Genomic DNA, 16846 nt, shown 5'->3' with positions numbered 1-16846 from the left:
CAGAAAGCGTCTCAACAATACGCCAGTATTATTCATCACCAGTGGGTGCGTTGAGGATATTTTTTGCCTCAACGCTCAATCTCTCTTGCTGCGGCCAGATACAACTTTTTTATACTCTGCAGATACATCATTTATTAAATGAAGATTGCACATCAACCGTAATATTACCCGGATGATGTTTCTTGGAAATAATGCGGTGTAATCATCCTGTTTTATAAATGGACGTCTGAATGGAAGTTGTTCTGATAGTAACAGGAAGCATCACTATTGCCGTCAGTCTGCTGTATATGAGCCTTATCAGAAGTATTCGAGCACGCAGGGTTATACCAATCTCACATATTCCATAAAGAGTACATGGGCTAATTTGGTTGTATATCGCTACGTTGTATGAATGTTATTTTTTTTTAACTACCCGTTTTTTAAATAACATATTTGACTTGTGAACAGTATTTTTACAGAGAACTGTGCGCCAACACATTTTTTCTTAAATAAGTCAGTCGCTGATTTCAACAATCTGTAGTACTCTCCTGGAATGTGTGTGTTTTTCTTTGAGGGAGCAGAGGTGTCGCAGTCAGAAAAATCAGTAACTTCCTCATCGAAACGCGCTTACCGGAAAGGTACTCCACTCAGTGTAAGCGAACGGAAAATGCGTTCGGTATCCCGTAAAAGGGAGACTCACAAACCACTGAATGTGTTCATAGGCAATTCACATAAAGAAAAACTGGACGCATTTTGCCAGGAGAACGGGCTTACTCAAGCAGAAGCAATAGAGCTGCTTATCGAGCGAGAACTTTTATGTGACTAGTCACATTCCTTGATCGAATGACCTTTGAATGATAGATTGCTGTTTGTGTTAAGAATTCCTGGCTGGCCACGCCATAAGGTGGCAGGGAACTGGTTCTGATGAGGTGTCTACCCGGAGCCAGAAAAGCAAAAACCCCGATAATCTTTCTTAACTTTGGCGAGTCGGAAGATTAACGGGGCCTACTTAAACTGTATAGCCAACAAAGAAGCTATACGGGGAGTATAGATTCATGCTCAGAAAAGTTCAATACCTTCTGTGTGCATCACTCCTTCCGTGCATTGTAAGCGCAGGAAGGCATGGCTGACACTCAGACCCCGCTCTCTCACTACCGACAGGTCAAAAACCCGAATCCGGAATTCACTCCGCGAGAGGGAAAAAAGACCCTGCCGTTCTGCCGTAAACTGATGGAAAAAACCGAGGGATTCACCTCCCGTTTTGACTTCTCCATCCATGTGGCGTTTGTTCGTTCCCTGGGCCAGCGTCACCGTATGCCGCCGCTTTTGCGTCGTCGCGCCATCGATGCTCTGCTGCAGGGAATGTGCTTTCATTATGACCCCCTGGCTAATCGTGTTCAGCGCTCTATCACCAATTTGGCTATCGAGTGCGGGCTGGCCACAGAGTCGAAAAACGGTAATCTCTCCATCACCCGTGCTACTCGGGCGCTGAAGTTTATGGCGGAGCTGGGCCTCATCACCTATGAGACGGAATATGACCCGCAGATTGGCTGCAATATCCCGACCGACATCACCTTTACGCCGGCACTGTTCTCCGCGATTGATGTCTCTGATGTTGCTGTACTGGCCGCCCGCCGCAGCCGTGTCGAGTGGGAAAATCAGCAACGCAAAAAGCAGAACCTGGAGCCTCTTGGAATCGATGAACTGATAGCCAAATCCTGGCGTTTTGTGCGCGAGCGATTCCGCAGCTACCAGTCCGAACGTAAAGCACACGGACTTAAACGCGCCCGGGCGCGACGGGATAAAGACAGGCTCCGACAGGATATCGTCACTCTGGTGAAGCAGCAGCTGACGCGAGAATGCGCCAGCGGGCGTTTTACCGGTGGTCTTGACGCAATGAAGCGTGAACTGGAGCGACGCGTTAAAGAGCGTATGCTGCTGTCGCGCGGCAATAACTACACCCGACTGAATATCGTTCCTTCCTAGCCCTTTGTTTTTCTGAAAATCCGGTTGCCGCCGGAGGATTTCGTACGTCTGTCATACCGGAACGGTCACTTTACGCACAACTCAGCAATGTTTTTCGCTAACCCCTTCAAATCCTGATGGTCATTATGGCCGTAATATTCCCTGCTCTTGTCTCTTATTTCTGTTGTTTTGAGTTACCCACAGTTAACTGCAAGGGAACTTTCCATAAGGTTACAACCGATATGCGAGTAAGCCGCCAGGCGCTGAGTTTTTAAAGTGCGTGGTTTCTTTTAAACAACAGCTCTGTTCTTCTTTTAAAGACCTTTATCTTTTATTCATATAAAAAGAAAACCTGTTCGCCGTCTGCCCTGTGGACAGACTCATATAATGCCCGCCCTTGCAGCGAACCCTGGTTCGCGCCGGTTCGGTAAAGGGAATTAGGTACCTCCCATCGCTACGCGACGGGCCCGACGGACGGCATATTTAGTTACAGCATACGAAATTAATCCAGACTTTATCCGTGCACATCGGCAGCTTCTCTGCTCACCCCGACCCACTGAAAAGCCGCGCCGCCCCGGGCCTCTGGCCCGGAACTGTGTGGCTTTATAGTGAGTGTTGTAACTAATGAGGTTGGGTGTTGCTGTGAGAAGTGGTGCTGGAAGGTTTGGGTACACGCTCGTAAGCAGCCCTCACGGCCTGCTAACGCGGAGATACGCCACAACTGCGGCAAAGCCTTGTTGTGACCACTCCGACCGCGTAAAGAGGCTATTTTGTCGCTTTTAGTAGGGTTGGCTTTAGCAGGGTGAGGGGGTGGACAGGTGAAACCTGTCAGAACGGAACCGGCGATGCCGGGCGACGGCGCCACTGACCAACAGAGAAACATTCAACATCGGCTGGCACCTTTATGCCGCGATGCGGCATTTAAATATATGGCAGCCGAAGACTTCGACCTCCCATTGTGTGGAGGTAAAATATTATTTCCTGCAACTGTTACATGACACGAGGATAAAGCAATGAAAAATTATTTCCTGCATTCCATTATAAATTCGCAAAACGGATCAGAGATGCTCACCGCATATAGTATCTGGTTTGATAGCCCCAATTTTCAGTCCATGCTGATGTTTTTTTTAGCTGCAGCGATAGTAATGGCTGAGGAGTGGCATCTGGGAAGAAAAGCATAATCCAATGCCGCCTGTTAAGGCGGCATATTAGCGCACGAGAAAAATACTCCTCACTGGCAGCCGCCTTAATGCGGTCTTCAAATAACTGACTGCACACTGTTCGCCAATTTTCATCCAGGGTTCCAGCGACAAACCCTGTCGTTGACACTAGGGGCCAGTATTTCTATTATTTGTGTTAATAGTTAACACAGGAGGCATTATGGCAAGAACAACAAGCGTGACGATTGGTGAGCAACTCGATTCGTTTATCAGTCGATTAATAGAGAGTGGTCGCTACGGCTCTACGAGTGAAGTGATGCGCTCAGCCCTGCGATTGCTGGAACAACAGGAAGCAAACGATGAGGTTGTTCGCCTGGCTGTTATTGCCGGACTAGAAAGCGGTGAAAGCTCTCTTTCATTGAGGGAAATTGCAGCACAAAGAAAAAACAAACATCGTGTATAAACTCACCGAACGCGCAGCAGACGACTTCGCCGGAATTTATGATTATACGCTCTTAACATTTGGAGAGGCACAGGCTGACCTCTATACAGATGCACTTGAAGAATTTCTCGAAACACTGGCCGGAATGCCAGATATGGGACGGGATTATCATGTCATTTCCGGCGTTATGCGCATTGAATTTCAGCTACACACCATTTTTTACAGGGTTCGTGATACAGATATTTTGATTGCACGTATTTTGCATCAACAGATGAACCATAAACGACATTTACTGTAAAAATTAGAAAACGTATCGATGCTTTCCTGGTCAGTATCGGTCTTGCGCGAGGTCTGAAGCCCAAGTGTAAGAAAATTAACGTGGGATATTTTCCGTTTTCCAAGCGGACCCCATAAACATCACCTGTTGCCGGAGAGACTGCTTCCGGCAACCACAAGCGGCCCATTTACCAGTACAATGACAACCCATTATTTTATCTGGTTTGTGAAGGTGTAGAAACTGTCTTACCTTCCAGAGCCTTAGGGGGGATGCACAGCGCAGATGAAAACCACCGAAAATGGCATGAATATGATTTATCCCGGTTATATTCTGGCAGTGACGTACGATATCAATCAACCCACGATGACCACAACCGATAAAAATGATCAGCCCAAAGTCGGATTTATAAATTAAAACCCCCTCATCTTTTACATAATCCGCTTTCGTATTCTTATGACCGATTACACCGTAAGCACGCGGTTTGGCTACAGGGATCTCTCCTGACCACATAAAACGTTCCCCGATATGTAGTGGGGTACTGCTGTACTCCATGCGAAAACGTGAAAAATTATTCTGTATCGACAATTTTTTAATTCTGGCGGTATAGCCTGGAAACCTTACTGCCGAGTAGCGCTCATTCGCCACCATTGGATGGCATATTATCCGACATGTGTCAGGTATCCACGGAACACCGCCACAATGGTCATAGTGACCGTGGGAAAGTACAGATGCGGTAAGGTTTGTCAAATCGACTCCCATTAAACCTGCATTATGCATGAAGCTATCATCAGGGCCGGTATCAAACAGAATTGAATCATTTTCATCCTGGATCAACAGACTAAGTCCGGCTTTAGCACGCAGCAAATTTTTAGATCCGGGCTTAAGTCGGTTTTCCAGCAGGACGCTGATGGTTATGGACATGTTAGCTCTTTCCCTGAAGTAATTCGTTACCGCCAGGCCGTGATAACTGGGGTTTGGGGAGCAACGGAACAGTAAACACCGTTAAGCGGTCAATTTAAATGGCCATTAACATACCAATCAACAAATTACAGTTCTTCATTGAAAGCTCTCAACTCACCCTTACTAACGGATTCCGGCACCGTAAAGGAATAACGCCCCTGCATATTGATATGTCCGCACAGCAACGGGGACAGTTTTTCAACGTCTTCATCCTGAACCGGATAACCTTCATGCCTGAGCTGCTGAATTGCGGCATCCATGTAAATCGTGTTCCACAGAACAATAATATTGAGCACCAGACCTAACGATCCTAACTGATCTTCCTGCCCTTCACGGTAAGCCTGTCTCAGTTCTCCCCGTTTACCATGAAAGACATTTCTGGCCACTGCGTGGCGACCCTCTCCACGGTTGAGTTGTTGCAATGTTCTTCGCCGTTTATTTTCATCGTCGAGGTAAGTCAGCATATGGATAGTTTTATCGGCGCGACCTATTTCGGCTATAGCCTGCGCCAGACTGGTTGGCCTGTCGCCCGTTTGCAGTGTTTTCATGATGGACATGACGTTCAGTCGTCCAAGTTTGAGGGACGCAATCAGCCGCAGAATATCATCCCAGTGCGGCTCCGTTTTTTTCCCAAAATTCAGGCGATGCGAAGATATCGCGTTAAACGGGCCGTAATCTGCTTTAGGGTCGGTGCGCCAGAATCTGGCTCCCCCCGTGTCCACGATCCTTGGACAAAAACGATATCCCAGCAGGCGGAAAAGCCCGAAAATAACATCGCTGTATGCCCCCGTATCGGTCATTATCTGGTATGGCATTTGATCCGTTTGCTGCTCCAGAACGACAGCCAGGATGACCAGGCTATCCCTGAGCGTTCCTGGAACAACGATGTCGTTTATCCCCGAATACTGGTCAGATATCAGGTTGTACCATGTAACCCCACGTCCTTCTTTGAAGTATTTAGGGTTGGGGCCGGCATGTACCGTGCGCACAGGAACAACAAATCGCATACCATCGGCTGACGCCACCTCGCCACCACCCCAGATGTTCGCCAGGGGAAGGCCACTTTGTGCTGCGACCAGAATGACGTTGGCTGCCCGAATCGTTTCATCCCTGATGTAATTACTGTCTGTCCAGGTCAAGCGGTCACGCTTCAGTGCTGCGACATCGTTACGTATAAAGGGCTCCGGGCCGGTGTTACAGGCTTCTGCCATCAGCATGGCGCAGATGCTGATATTCAGGTCCGAGACGCGGGAGCTTTGCTCTGATGAATGGGTAAAGGCACCGGTGAAATGTGTCCGGGCATCGATTTCCAGTATCAGTTCAGGCAACTCAACGCGTGGCAACAATTACCGCTAATGGCCTGGATTGCGCTTTCGCCGCTGCTGCTGATGCATAACTTAGGCCTGAGCAAGCTGCATTACGCTCTGTGGCAACTGCCGATTTTCGGGGCGATAATTGCAGGTAATATTACGCTCAATTTTATTGCCGAAAAGTTTAAAATTGAGCGCCTGTTATTACTTTCCGCCTTCCCGGTTTTCTTTGGTTTAATATTGTCACTCATCCTTAACATTGCTGTTTAACAATGTCTTTGTGCTCATTGTTGGAATGTCTGTTTATGCTTTCGGTTTTGGCATTTGTAACGCCACACTATACAGAATTACACTCTTTTCCTGTTCGCACGGCCTTGGCGCAATTTCTGCCATGCTGGGAATGGTGTCGGTCAGCGTATTCAGTATAGGTGGTTCTCTGCTGGCGATGGCAGGGGCAGGCGATAGTCTGAGCAGCTACATTATTGCTGTTGCCATTCCAGCGGGCTTTGCGCCTTTTCTTATTATTAATTTGCTAAGTGATAAAAAGAACAATTCAGTTGTTGCTGAGTCAGCTAACCTCTGATTATCAAATGGACGTAAAAACTATTAAGGAAAATATAACGTGATATCCGTTCCTGCCGTCGATGAGCTGTGCGCGCTCACTCGCCCGTATCAGTGCGATGCAATGAGTGAGCGGTTGTTCCATAATGCGATGCTGGAGGTCGTCTCTTTCCATGTTGAGAATACGCCGGGCTACGCGCAATGGTTAATCCATCACCGTATTAACCCGGACAATCCGCAGCTGGGTTCATGGGGCGATCTGCCGCCAATATTTGCTAATTACTTCAAGCACCATCTTTTGCTCAGCAGCACGGGCCAGGATGCGCTGGAGCTGACGTCCTCAGACACCAGCGGGCAAAAAAGCCGCATGCGTTTTGACGATCGTAGTATTACGGCCGCACAAGGCATGGTCGACCATATTTTTCGCCACTACGAGTGGGATACGCCAGACGCGCCCTGTAATTATCTCCTGCTAAGTTACGAACCCTTTGAAACCATTACGTTAGGTACGGCTTATACCGATCAATTTCTGTGCAAATATGCGCCGGTCAAAAAGGTCTTTTATGCCCTGCGTAACACCGGAAAAGGCCATGAGTTCGATCCATTCGGTGTGATCCTGGCATTGCAAGCTTTCGCGCAGGATGACGCGCCGGTACGTATTTTCGGCTTCCCCGCCTTTATGTGGTTTGTTCTTGAAAGAATGCGCGATATGAATTTGCCGCCGCTTACCCTGCCACCGGGGTCGTTAACGTTTTTCGGCGGCGGCTGGAAAACGCATGCGGATAAAGAAATACCGAAGGCAATGCTGTACGCACGGCTTGGCGAACAGTTAGGGCTGCCTGACGAATGCTGCCGGGACGGTTACGGCTCCGTTGAGCACTGCGTTCCTTATGTCGAGTGTACCCATCACCACTTTCATATCCCGGTATACGCCAGAGCCTGGATCCGCGATACCCGCACGTTTGAGATTAAAGGCTACGGCGAACGGGGGTTTTTGCAGTTTGTCTCGCCATATATTACCTCAAGCCCGGCCCACAGCATCGTGATGAGCGATTTAGCCATTCTGCATCGCGCCCGCGAATGTGGGTGTGGAGTGCAGACAGACTGGTTTGAACTGCTCGGCCGCGCCAGCCAGCATCAGGCCCGGAGTTGTGCACTGGCGGCCTCGGAATTAATACAAGGAAAGTAATATGTATTTTATTTATGGCAAATGGTATACCTCCTCCACGATCGAACAGGTGCTGAGCCAACTGACCGAGCCGCTGCACGACACGCTGAGCCAGCCGCTGCCAGGGGATGCGCTGTTTGTCTGTGCGGAACGTTTTGTGAAACGCTTGGAAGATACCGCGTTTTTACCCCAGATTGATGCCGTGATGCGGGAAGAAGTGAGCCAGTTCTGCCAGCCGGATGCGCTGCGCTTCAAGCTTGAGCATGAACTGGGTGAAATCCCCTTCTCGTTACGCCGTTTTAATTTATCACAGCCGACTTTCGAGAGCTGGCGTCCGCTGGGCGTAGTGCTGCATATCACCCCGGCCAATGCGGAGTCGCTTCCTTTTCTGGCAATAGTCGAAAGCCTGCTGCTGGGCAATATTAACTGGCTGCGTCCCAGCTCCAGCGAACAGGGGCTGACCCATGAACTGCTGCAGGCCTTTCTTGACTGCGATGCGACAAATACGCTGGCTAACTACCTTGCCATCCTGCCGGTAACGACCGATAAGCTTGCGCTTCTGATGGCGCATGCGGATGGGGTTTCCGCATGGGGCGGCGATGCGGCGCTTAACGCTATACGCCAGCAGCTTCCCGGCGGCTGTCGCTGGATCCCATGGAGACATAAAATCAGTTTCTCCTGGCTGGTTCCTGAGGCGGTTGATGACCGGCAACTGGATGCGCTGGCGGATGAAATCTGTCGTTTCGACCAGCAGGCATGCTCCAGCTCGCAGACTATTTTCGTTGATACCGAGTCGCTGGCGACGTTAAAGGAAACTGGCAACGGCCTGGCTGCGGCTATGCATCGCCGCAGCGGCCATTGGCCAGTCCAACTGCCGGACGAAAAGTCGGCGGCAGATATCACCTGCGCGCAGGCCATTAACGAACTGGACCTGATCTTTACCGGCGCGGATAATCAGTGCTGGAGCGGTGAAAACTGGCGCATCTTGCTGGAAAACACGGTCGGGCTTGAGCCTTCGCCGCTCTACCGTACGCTGCTGCTGCGCCCGCTGCCCCGGCATAAACTCGTTCAGACCTTGCGCCCCTGGCGCACCTGGCTGCAAACCTGTAGCCTGGCGGCGCCAGCGAATGACACCACCTTCCTCAGCCAGCTTCTGCTGGCCGCCGGGGTTAACCGCGTTACAACGCTTGCAGGCATGCATTCAGGCTACAGCGGCGAACCGCACGACGGTCTGTTCGCATTAAGCCAGCTGGTGCGGCGTGTTACCGTCACCCTCGACGCAGACGCCCTGCCAGGATTAGCGACGCTCGATCTCCCTCCCCCCGCGCCGGGCTTGCCCGTCGACCAGCCGATCATGGATAAATCAGTCTTCACTGAAAACGCGATGCAGCCCAGCGCCCAGCTCTTCTTCCGTAGCGGAGGCAGCAGCGGTGCGCCTAAACTGGCCGGTTTTACCTACCGTGATTATCACCGCCAGATGCAGGCTGCCGCCGACGGCATGTTCGCCGCGGGCCTGGATCCGGCACAGGATAAAGTGCTGAATCTGATGTACGCCGGGAACCTGTACGGCGGTTTACTCAGTTTCTTCACCGTACTCGACAAATCAGGTGTTATGCATCTCCCGATGGGGGGACCGCATGATGATGATTATGAAGAGATTGCGAAAACTATCGTCAGTCAGAAGGTGAACACGCTGCTCGGTATGCCCAGCACCCTGAGCCAGCTATTCAGGCAGCAGGAGACATTGCTGCGCAGCTACAGCGGCATCCGTAAACTGCTGACCGGTGGTGAACATATGGGAGCCGATCAGCGTCAGTTTTTCCACGGTTTCGGTGTTGAAATGATTCGCTCTGCGCTGTACGGCTCCGTGGACGCCGGGCCATTGGGACATGCCTGCAACGCGAGTCCTGAGGGCGTGTTTCATCTGATGGCGGATATCCAGTGGCTGGAGATCGTCGATATGGAATGCGATAAACCCGTCAATCCGGGTGAAACCGGTCGTCTGCTGTTTACTTCCCGGGCCCGCGAAGGCCATAAAGTGGTTCGCTACGATATTGGTGATCTTGGCCGCTGGGTGGAAGGACGCTGCGCTTGCGGCGCACTGTCGCCGCGTTTTGAACTGCAGGGCCGCCACGGCAATCTGGTACGCATTGGCACGATGTTTATTCCGACACAGCAGCTTGCGCAGCTGGCAGAGGTGCCGGTGCAGCTCATCCTTGAAAATAACTCATCCAGCGGACTGGAACGTATCCGTATCCTGGCGGAAGGAGATGCCATCGAGGTGCGGCACCGTGTCAGCAGCAATCCTGAACTGTTGGTGAGTCTGGATGCGGGTTTACTGGAAATGGAGGTGACAAGCTGTCCGTTCATCGAGTTTGAACGGCATCCTCAAAGTGGTAAAACGCCGCTGGTTATCGATAAACGTCGCTGAATATTTGCAGTCTGATTTAACTATAAGGATATAAAATCATGGCTAGACAAGAGACGAACACCGCTGACGCTGCGGTCTTATCCCTTACACAACTTGTGGAATTCGCCCGTCGACACTCTTCCTATTACGCCCGGCTTTACCAGCAGATTCCGCAGACTGGCTGGCAGCTATGCGACTTGCCGCTGGTGAATCCCCGTGATTACTGGGAAGGAAGTAGCGAACTAACTCATTGGCCGGTTTTGACCGGCCCCGTTACCGACGGAATCGTATTTAAAACTGGCGGCACTACCGGTGCCAGCAAACTGTCCGTTTATACCCGCAGCGAATGGCGTGCATTTGTCACCAGTTTTGGCCGTAGCCTGGCAAACCAGCTGCATCCCGGCGACCGCGTTGCGAACCTGTTTTTCGCCGGGGATCTTTACTCCAGCTTTTTATTTATTCATGGTGCACTTACTCATATGGATACGCCGGTATGCGAATATCCTTTCAGCGGGATGATGGAGCCGCAGGCATTATTTGACCAGCTCAACCAGCATAAGATCAACGTCCTCGCAGGCGTTCCTGCTAAGTTATTACAATTTGCTGCAAGCATAGGGGGGAAGCAGCAACTGCCAGGGATCACGTTACTACTCTTTGGCAGTGAGAGCATATTTGCAGAACAATTGTTGCTGCTTAAGCAGGCATTCCCTAATGCCCGTATTGCTTCTGTTGGATGCGCTGGCGTTGACTCGAGTTTGATTGGTGCCAGTACTCCAGAGTGTCTTGCCGGAGAACATCGGGTCTTTGAACCCGAAACTATTGTCGAAATCATTGATGAAGTGACCGGAGAATCCATCCTTGAGGAGGGGCGCACCGGCATGCTGGTTGTCTCTAATCTGACACGCAAACTCATGCCGCTGATTCGTTATCCGGTTGGCGATCTTGCAGCCTGGCGTGAACCACCGGGAAAACCAGCGCGTAAGTTCGTTCTGCAAGGAAGAAGCAGTCTCGGGCACCGTATTCGCGTAGCTTGTTCTTCTGTTTTTCCTGATGAGTTCGACGCTCTCATCACTGAAATGTTCGGCAGACAGCAGTGGCAGATGATCCTGGATCATCAGGATAATTGCGATTGGCTGACTCTATGTATTGCGTTCACCGGTAGTGGTAGCCATGCGGACGCTCTTTATCATTCTCTCCAGGAAAGGGATCACTCATTCGCTGCTCTACTTGAAACAGGCCAGCTTCGAATAGCCATTGTGTGGTGCAAACAGGATGAGCTTATCTGCAACTCCCGCACCGGAAAATTACAGCGGGTGATAGATCGCCGCCCGTATGTAACAACAGGGGAAGAGGGAAAATGATCGTCATCAGAAACTTCCTGCCTGATGATGCTGATGGGATCAGTGAACTGTTTCGCGAGGTGTACGGCGACCGCTACGTTTATTCTGACCTTTATGTACCCACGATGATTGGTTGGCATAACGCACAGCGTCACTGGCAAAGCGCGGTAGCAGTGAAAGATGGCCGCATCATCGGCCATGCGGCACTATGCCGAGATGAAAATGCACCCAGCGCCGAACTTGCGATGTTCGCGACCCGTCCGGGGGGCCGGCATCGCGGCGTGGCTACGAGACTCGGGATGCATCTTTGCTGCGAGGCGCGTAAACAGCAGCTGACTACGCTCACCATAAAAATGGTGTGTAGTCATTCTTATTCACAGCGGATAGCGAAAAAACTTGGTTTTTATACCACAGCCCTGTTACGGGATTACGTCGTGTCGCCATTTAAACCAGACGATCGTGAAAGCGTGATGCTGGGCGTGCAGGCTTTAAAGCCACGGCCAGTACCACAGATAGAGGAAATAAGTGAACAGCATCCCTGGTTGTCGCTTCTTGGTATTCAGTTTGGTAATACGCAAACTTTACCTTTAATACAGACAGCCTTACCACTGGATATTACCGACATTGGCGATCGTACAGAAGTCACTCTTTACCAGACGACGCACAGGGTGATAGATGAAATAATTCGTCTTCCTTACAGCCGACTTGTCTATGTCCGTATCCGGTTCAATAGCACGCTTGCAGATGCTATTCCCACGCTTTACCGGGCGGGTTTTCGGGATATGGGCCTGACACCTGATAACAAAGGAGGCTGGTTTTGGTTATTTCAGCGCGGCTTCAGACGACATGACCTTCAGTTATGCTGTCCGACAGGCCAAATGTTGCAAACTCATTCACTATCAATCTGATTAGGCAGGCTGGGAGCTTTTAATGAAGAAGTATAATCTATTGATTAATAAATTAATGGCCATTTAAATTAACCGATTAACGGTGTTTACTGTTCCGTTGCTCCCCAAACCCCTATGCTCATACTGAATCTCGCGCTTCATAACAAAATTGATAATGCCCAAAGGCAACTGCGTATGAAACTTGCTAACCTGGATGCGCGACTCAAAAACTTACTGAATGAGTATATCTATGCCAATAGCAATGGTCATATACCATATGAGAACATACCGGCAAGCCAGACTCTGTACGGCTGGATATTGTTGAGGCAGCAAGATCTGAGCAATGCGGAAATAATTTACCACACTGATGAGAGTGATAAAAAAAAGCATAGTTTCGCAAAGCTGTATACTGAAGTGATTGATATTTATTCCTCATCTTCGAAAGACGGATACTCGCCCGAACAACTTCGCCTAAGAGCATTTGAACGCCTTGGGGAATCAAAGTCCAGAGCTCGTATAGCCCTTAAACTTTGTTATTACCTTAGTCAGACGACACAAATCCGTCAGTATATTGATGAGCTGACCCAGGACAGTGATAACCAGGAGACTGATGATGTAACCGTGGATATTCAGTCGCTTCTGCGTTCCCAAAATTCGTGATAAGTGGGGTTTGAGGGCCAATGATGCAAAAAACCACGCTAACAGCGTTAGTTCATTGTTTATATTGAAATTGATAGGTACTGCGTTTACAGCCACTTCAGTCGTCATGGTGGGCTGAGGGACAACGGAACGCAACACCAAGTAGATTGATGACATAAAGTTCCTTCAATTCCGATCTGCCCTCCCGCTTTCATTTTCTGCCGCAGATCACTTTTGTTGCCATTCCTTTACAACAGCTCCCCAATCGACAGTTCTCTCGACCAATTTCCCATCAGCATACTTTCTTGTCCAAACATCCCAGAAGTCAGGGTCATCAGAATGGGGTTGCTGATCTTTCGTCAAATTTTTCATTTTAACCAGGACAGGAAGCTCAGATGCCCAGCCCATCAGTATTGCATGTTGGGATGGCAGTGAAGGCAACTCACGGAGTAATCCTCGCAAATTATCAGGTACCATTTTATGAACTTGCTCCTGATCTTTGTCATTACTAATTCGATGCAGAAGAAAAGTATTACATTGAGATAAAACTGTAGGTGATAATTCTGATGGTCGTTGCGAGGAAACCACCATCCCAAGACCAAATTTTCTGCCTTCTCGTGCAATTTTCTCAAACACTTGGCAGCAAACAGCTGCGACATCCTGATTTTCAGAGTCATCACGATACCGTTTAATAAATGTATGTGCTTCTTCAGCTACAAGTACCGTAGGTAAAGATTTATTATATAGTCTTCTATAGCGTTGCAATGATTCAAAAATAATCCTTGAAATCACAGCAGTAACAATGTGAGTAATTTCGCTTGGAACTAGAGATAGATCTATTATAGAAATACAACTGTTATCATCTCTTGAACAATCGGTACCAAGATATTTCTCTAACCATTTAGCTAAGTCAATCCGATTATCAGCATCATTAGTAACAGATCTCATCCTTGTATCTGAGAGCATGGTGCGTATTCTGGCAACCAAATATTCAACATATTGTTCACTGCCATTTTCTTGAGCAAGAGCTTCTAAATAGGCAACCAAGTTATTACCATCAAATGGTAACGGTATATCTTCATTCTTTGGTAGTAACTCTTTCTCAAACCCTCCGAACTCTCTAAATGCAGAGGTAACACTCTCGATAATGCTATCTATTTCAGGCACGGTCGCTTGCATGGTTGCGTACTGTACATTCCTATCTTGTCTATATTTAGACATTATTGTGATTACATTCGTTAAGTTGTTATTTCCAAGTTTATCTCTGTATCCTTCAAAGCTTTCAATCCATTTACCCATTATCTCGTTAAAGCCTTTTGCAGGCCCCCAAGCTCCAAAGGGTTTCCCTGAACTTTTATCATGTTTTAAGGTTATGAGAACATTCCCTAGAAAACGTTTTATTTCTATATTTGAGGTTGTTTCAAGTTCAAAATCTTCGTTTCTCATTGCCCTTAGAGAACGCTTTAGTAAAGGAAGTTGGGCTTTAGGACTCGCTTGCGTAAATGATGCCCATTCCGAGCTATTCCAAAACCAAGATGGCACTTGGAGTTGATGCTCATTTTCCCCAGCTTCGACTTTAAAAATTCTGCCTTTAAATTTTGTAGTTGGTCCCAAAGCACGTACATACTCGCCATTGGGGTCTAATATAATAAATCTGGCGTTTGGTTTTACTTCTGACTCCATTGCAGCTTCGAGTGACCATTGGATTAATCCTGCGACAGAACAAGACTTACCACTACCAGTATTACCAAGTACTGCTATATGACGACCAAATAATCTATCAGGGTCTACGGCTACATTAGCATTGTTAGTAAGTGGACTTTGCCCAATAACTATTCGTCTATTATCACCAGACTCGACAATTGATCTAAGCTGTAAATCTGTTGGTAGTAAAATAGCTGAACCAATAGAAGGAAATGATTCAGAGCCGCGTTGAAATTTAAAATAATCAGTACCATCTTTGGAAAAGCGTTTAAGAGTTCCGACTGGATTTAAACTTATTTTTTTTCGAGGAAATGGTAGGTTTACTAGACCAAAATCTTGAATATCTCTTTGTTTAGGATAAGGTGAATGCTCAACTGCAAGCCACTCTATTTGCCCAACTAAGTAACCATTATCACATGAGACTAATACATAGCTGTTTACTCTAGGAAAATTTCTAGGTGTGCCTGCATTCAAAGCGACAGCATCAGGTGAATCGATATCTAATAGTGCTCTAATTTCATTGGGTGAAACAAAATCTACAGTACCTACCCTGAGTTGCTCACCTTGTTCAATGGGAAATGAGTTCATTCGGAATCCCCACTATTATTTGAGGTAGTTGCACGATACAAACCTCTTGACTTCAATAGCTCCGCCATACGAATTGATGATCTGTCTATCGCGGCTTTAGGAAGATAAAAATCTACTAATTTCTTTATATCTCCAAAGTGATCACCAAGCAATAAAGATATTTGAGCTTTTCTTCCACTATCGTTTATAAAACGCATGATTCTACCAAGTGGATCACCGTATGCAATTATTACTATATGCGTTGAGGGTATTGTCAACATGTCAATAATAACCCGATTTATATGCTCATCGCCAAAACTATAACCATATGTTACCAAGGTGCTATTAGGACGACATGTTGCAGATGCTAAATCCCTAAATAGCTCAACATAAGGATATTCTGATGTTTCACGGTCTTTAACTGAATTTGGATAAATCATTAATTGTTGATAATTTGCAGTTCCGGTAGTTTCCACCTGTAAAAAGGGTTCAACCGAACAGGCTCCAAATGGCAATCCAAAACGCCTTATAGCCCCTTCAGTAGCATACCAGTCCAATGAACCATGTAATTTAGTAAATCGCGCCACACCCTCCAAATATCTTGGTTCACCCCGAATCCCTGGTGGGTTGTAATGATAATCCACTTCTAACCGAGAAGATCTAAAAATTGGTGCTATAGTACCGACAAATCTGTCAATTAAACGAAGACCTGCTATTTCAGCGCCCGTTTCAATTATCCTGTCGTAATTTGTCGTAAAAATATGTAATCGATCCCTAGTTGCTGTTCGACTTGAAAAACTCATCAAAAAACTTACTAAATAATTAAATGTTTCTGTTTTTAAATCGTTGTTTGCATCACGAATTAATTTTTCACCATAACTAACTGAGTCTGAAAATAATTTCAGACACCTTGTTAGCTCATTATTTAACTCTACTAACTCACTTTTTAAATTTCGATATGAGGGAGCACCTGGTGGAGATGGTGGAACCGGTAGGTTTTGTACCGTTAAAATCTCTAGTCCTTTAATCAACTCATTAATTGAACGAATCTGATCTTCAATATTACCCTTTCCCCTTCCTGAGGCGTCTGCTGTTTTAGCTACATAACTGTCTATTTCAGCCTTACAAACTTTGAGATCTTCAATCCATCCCATACCTTGAGGTTTGGTGCCGGTCGCTGACTCTTGGATAGCCGAACTAAGGCCGGCGCCAATAAGTATATTTAAGTGTTCAGACTGAAAAAGTGCAGTTAACCAAGGTTCTACTCTTGAACGCAAAAAGTCAGGTGTGATTTTATCTTCTGGTTTTGCCCATGCGCAGTGTCCAACGACTTTAAATGCACCAACTTCGCTGTGTGGGTCCAACTGAACCGGAGACTGGTCATCGCCAAGCTTTAAATATTGACTCAATTTGAATACATCCTTTTTTCGAGTTTAAATATTGCTAAATAGAAGCCGTTCAGGTTTTTAAGAATGCT

15 protein-coding genes and 3 pseudogenes are annotated in these 16846 nt (G+C 47.6%); 13 read left to right on the top strand and 5 right to left on the bottom strand.

All coding sequences use genetic code 11. The features are described 5' to 3' along the window. Positions 1-562 precede the first annotated feature (562 nt). Positions 563-805: a replication regulatory protein RepA gene (gene repA, locus Q1A40_RS16940; protein WP_300002326.1), complete on the top strand. Its 243-nt coding sequence runs from the start codon at positions 563-565 to the stop codon at positions 803-805. Positions 806-864: 59 nt separating this feature from the next. Here repA (Q1A40_RS16940) and Q1A40_RS23210 read toward each other — a convergent pair. After that, positions 865-947 (bottom strand): annotated as a pseudogene (locus tag Q1A40_RS23210) (replication protein RepA); the annotation flags it as partial. A gap of 87 nt (positions 948-1034) precedes the next feature. Between Q1A40_RS23210 and tap the strand changes: the two are divergent. The 5 genes from tap to Q1A40_RS16915 all read left to right on the top strand — a co-directional run bounded on the left by tap (position 1035) and on the right by Q1A40_RS16915 (position 3844). Continuing rightward, entirely contained in the window at positions 1035-1109 is a 75-nt protein-coding gene (tap, locus tag Q1A40_RS16935; protein WP_300002456.1) for a RepA leader peptide Tap, read from the top strand. Next, positions 1102-1965 carry an incFII family plasmid replication initiator RepA gene (repA, locus tag Q1A40_RS16930; RefSeq protein WP_300002323.1) on the top strand — a complete coding sequence of 288 codons (864 nt, stop codon included), beginning with the start codon at positions 1102-1104 and terminating at the stop codon, positions 1963-1965. Before tap ends, repA (Q1A40_RS16930) begins: the two co-directional genes overlap by 8 nt. 992 nt (positions 1966-2957) lie before the next feature. Next, complete coding sequence (locus Q1A40_RS16925; protein ID WP_300002319.1) at positions 2958-3125, top strand: hypothetical protein; 168 nt, start codon at positions 2958-2960, stop codon at positions 3123-3125. Between the two features lie 199 nt (positions 3126-3324). Next, on the top strand, positions 3325-3567 hold the full coding sequence (locus Q1A40_RS16920) for a type II toxin-antitoxin system ParD family antitoxin (protein ID WP_300002317.1): 243 nt from the start codon (positions 3325-3327) through the stop codon (positions 3565-3567). Further along, on the top strand, positions 3560-3844 hold the full coding sequence (locus Q1A40_RS16915; RefSeq protein WP_300002453.1) for a type II toxin-antitoxin system RelE/ParE family toxin: 285 nt from the start codon (positions 3560-3562) through the stop codon (positions 3842-3844). Before Q1A40_RS16920 ends, Q1A40_RS16915 begins: the two co-directional genes overlap by 8 nt. A 112-nt stretch (positions 3845-3956) precedes the next feature. On the opposite strand, the pseudogene Q1A40_RS16910 reads toward Q1A40_RS16915, so the two are convergent. Together Q1A40_RS16910 and Q1A40_RS16905 are read right to left on the bottom strand one after the other, a co-directional pair. Next, positions 3957-4744 (bottom strand): annotated as a pseudogene (locus tag Q1A40_RS16910) (MBL fold metallo-hydrolase); the annotation flags it as partial. Positions 4745-4869: 125 nt separating this feature from the next. Beyond that, a pseudogene (locus tag Q1A40_RS16905) lies at positions 4870-6126 on the bottom strand (Tn3 family transposase); the annotation flags it as partial. On the opposite strand from Q1A40_RS16905, the gene Q1A40_RS16900 reads away from it, so the two are divergent. From Q1A40_RS16900 to Q1A40_RS16870, 7 genes are all read left to right on the top strand, one after another. Continuing rightward, positions 6052-6363, top strand: coding sequence for a hypothetical protein (locus Q1A40_RS16900; RefSeq protein ID WP_300002471.1), 312 nt, complete (start codon positions 6052-6054; stop codon positions 6361-6363). The pseudogene Q1A40_RS16905 and the gene Q1A40_RS16900 overlap by 75 nt on opposite strands. A gap of 25 nt (positions 6364-6388) precedes the next feature. Further along, positions 6389-6676: a hypothetical protein gene (locus Q1A40_RS16895; protein ID WP_300002315.1), complete on the top strand. Its 288-nt coding sequence runs from the start codon at positions 6389-6391 to the stop codon at positions 6674-6676. Positions 6677-6715: 39 nt separating this feature from the next. Next, positions 6716-7843 carry an acyl-protein synthase gene (locus tag Q1A40_RS16890; protein WP_300002312.1) on the top strand — a complete coding sequence of 376 codons (1128 nt, stop codon included), beginning with the start codon at positions 6716-6718 and terminating at the stop codon, positions 7841-7843. A 1-nt stretch (position 7844) separates the two neighbouring features. Beyond that, entirely contained in the window at positions 7845-10253 is a 2409-nt protein-coding gene (locus Q1A40_RS16885) for an acyl-CoA reductase (protein ID WP_300002309.1), read from the top strand. 38 nt (positions 10254-10291) lie between these two features. Beyond that, positions 10292-11593 (top strand): phenylacetate--CoA ligase family protein, encoded by a 1302-nt coding sequence (locus tag Q1A40_RS16880; protein ID WP_300002306.1) that lies wholly within the window; start codon positions 10292-10294, stop codon positions 11591-11593. After that, on the top strand, positions 11590-12480 hold the full coding sequence (locus Q1A40_RS16875) for a GNAT family N-acetyltransferase (protein ID WP_300002303.1): 891 nt from the start codon (positions 11590-11592) through the stop codon (positions 12478-12480). Before Q1A40_RS16880 ends, Q1A40_RS16875 begins: the two co-directional genes overlap by 4 nt. Before the next feature lie 174 nt (positions 12481-12654). Beyond that, on the top strand, positions 12655-13119 hold the full coding sequence (locus Q1A40_RS16870) for a hypothetical protein (protein ID WP_300002300.1): 465 nt from the start codon (positions 12655-12657) through the stop codon (positions 13117-13119). Between the two features lie 207 nt (positions 13120-13326). Here Q1A40_RS16870 and Q1A40_RS16865 read toward each other — a convergent pair whose 3' ends face one another. Next, positions 13327-15390, bottom strand: coding sequence for an ATP-binding protein (locus Q1A40_RS16865; protein ID WP_300002297.1), 2064 nt, complete (start codon positions 15388-15390; stop codon positions 13327-13329). Next, entirely contained in the window at positions 15387-16778 is a 1392-nt protein-coding gene (locus Q1A40_RS16860) for an SIR2 family protein (protein WP_300002294.1), read from the bottom strand. Before Q1A40_RS16860 ends, Q1A40_RS16865 begins: the two co-directional genes overlap by 4 nt. Positions 16779-16846: the final 68 nt, after the last annotated feature.

Source organism: uncultured Cedecea sp., from assembly GCF_947498825.1.
Classification (GTDB): Bacteria; Pseudomonadota; Gammaproteobacteria; order Enterobacterales; family Enterobacteriaceae; genus JGM124.
This window is presented reverse-complemented; position numbering and strand designations above follow the sequence as displayed.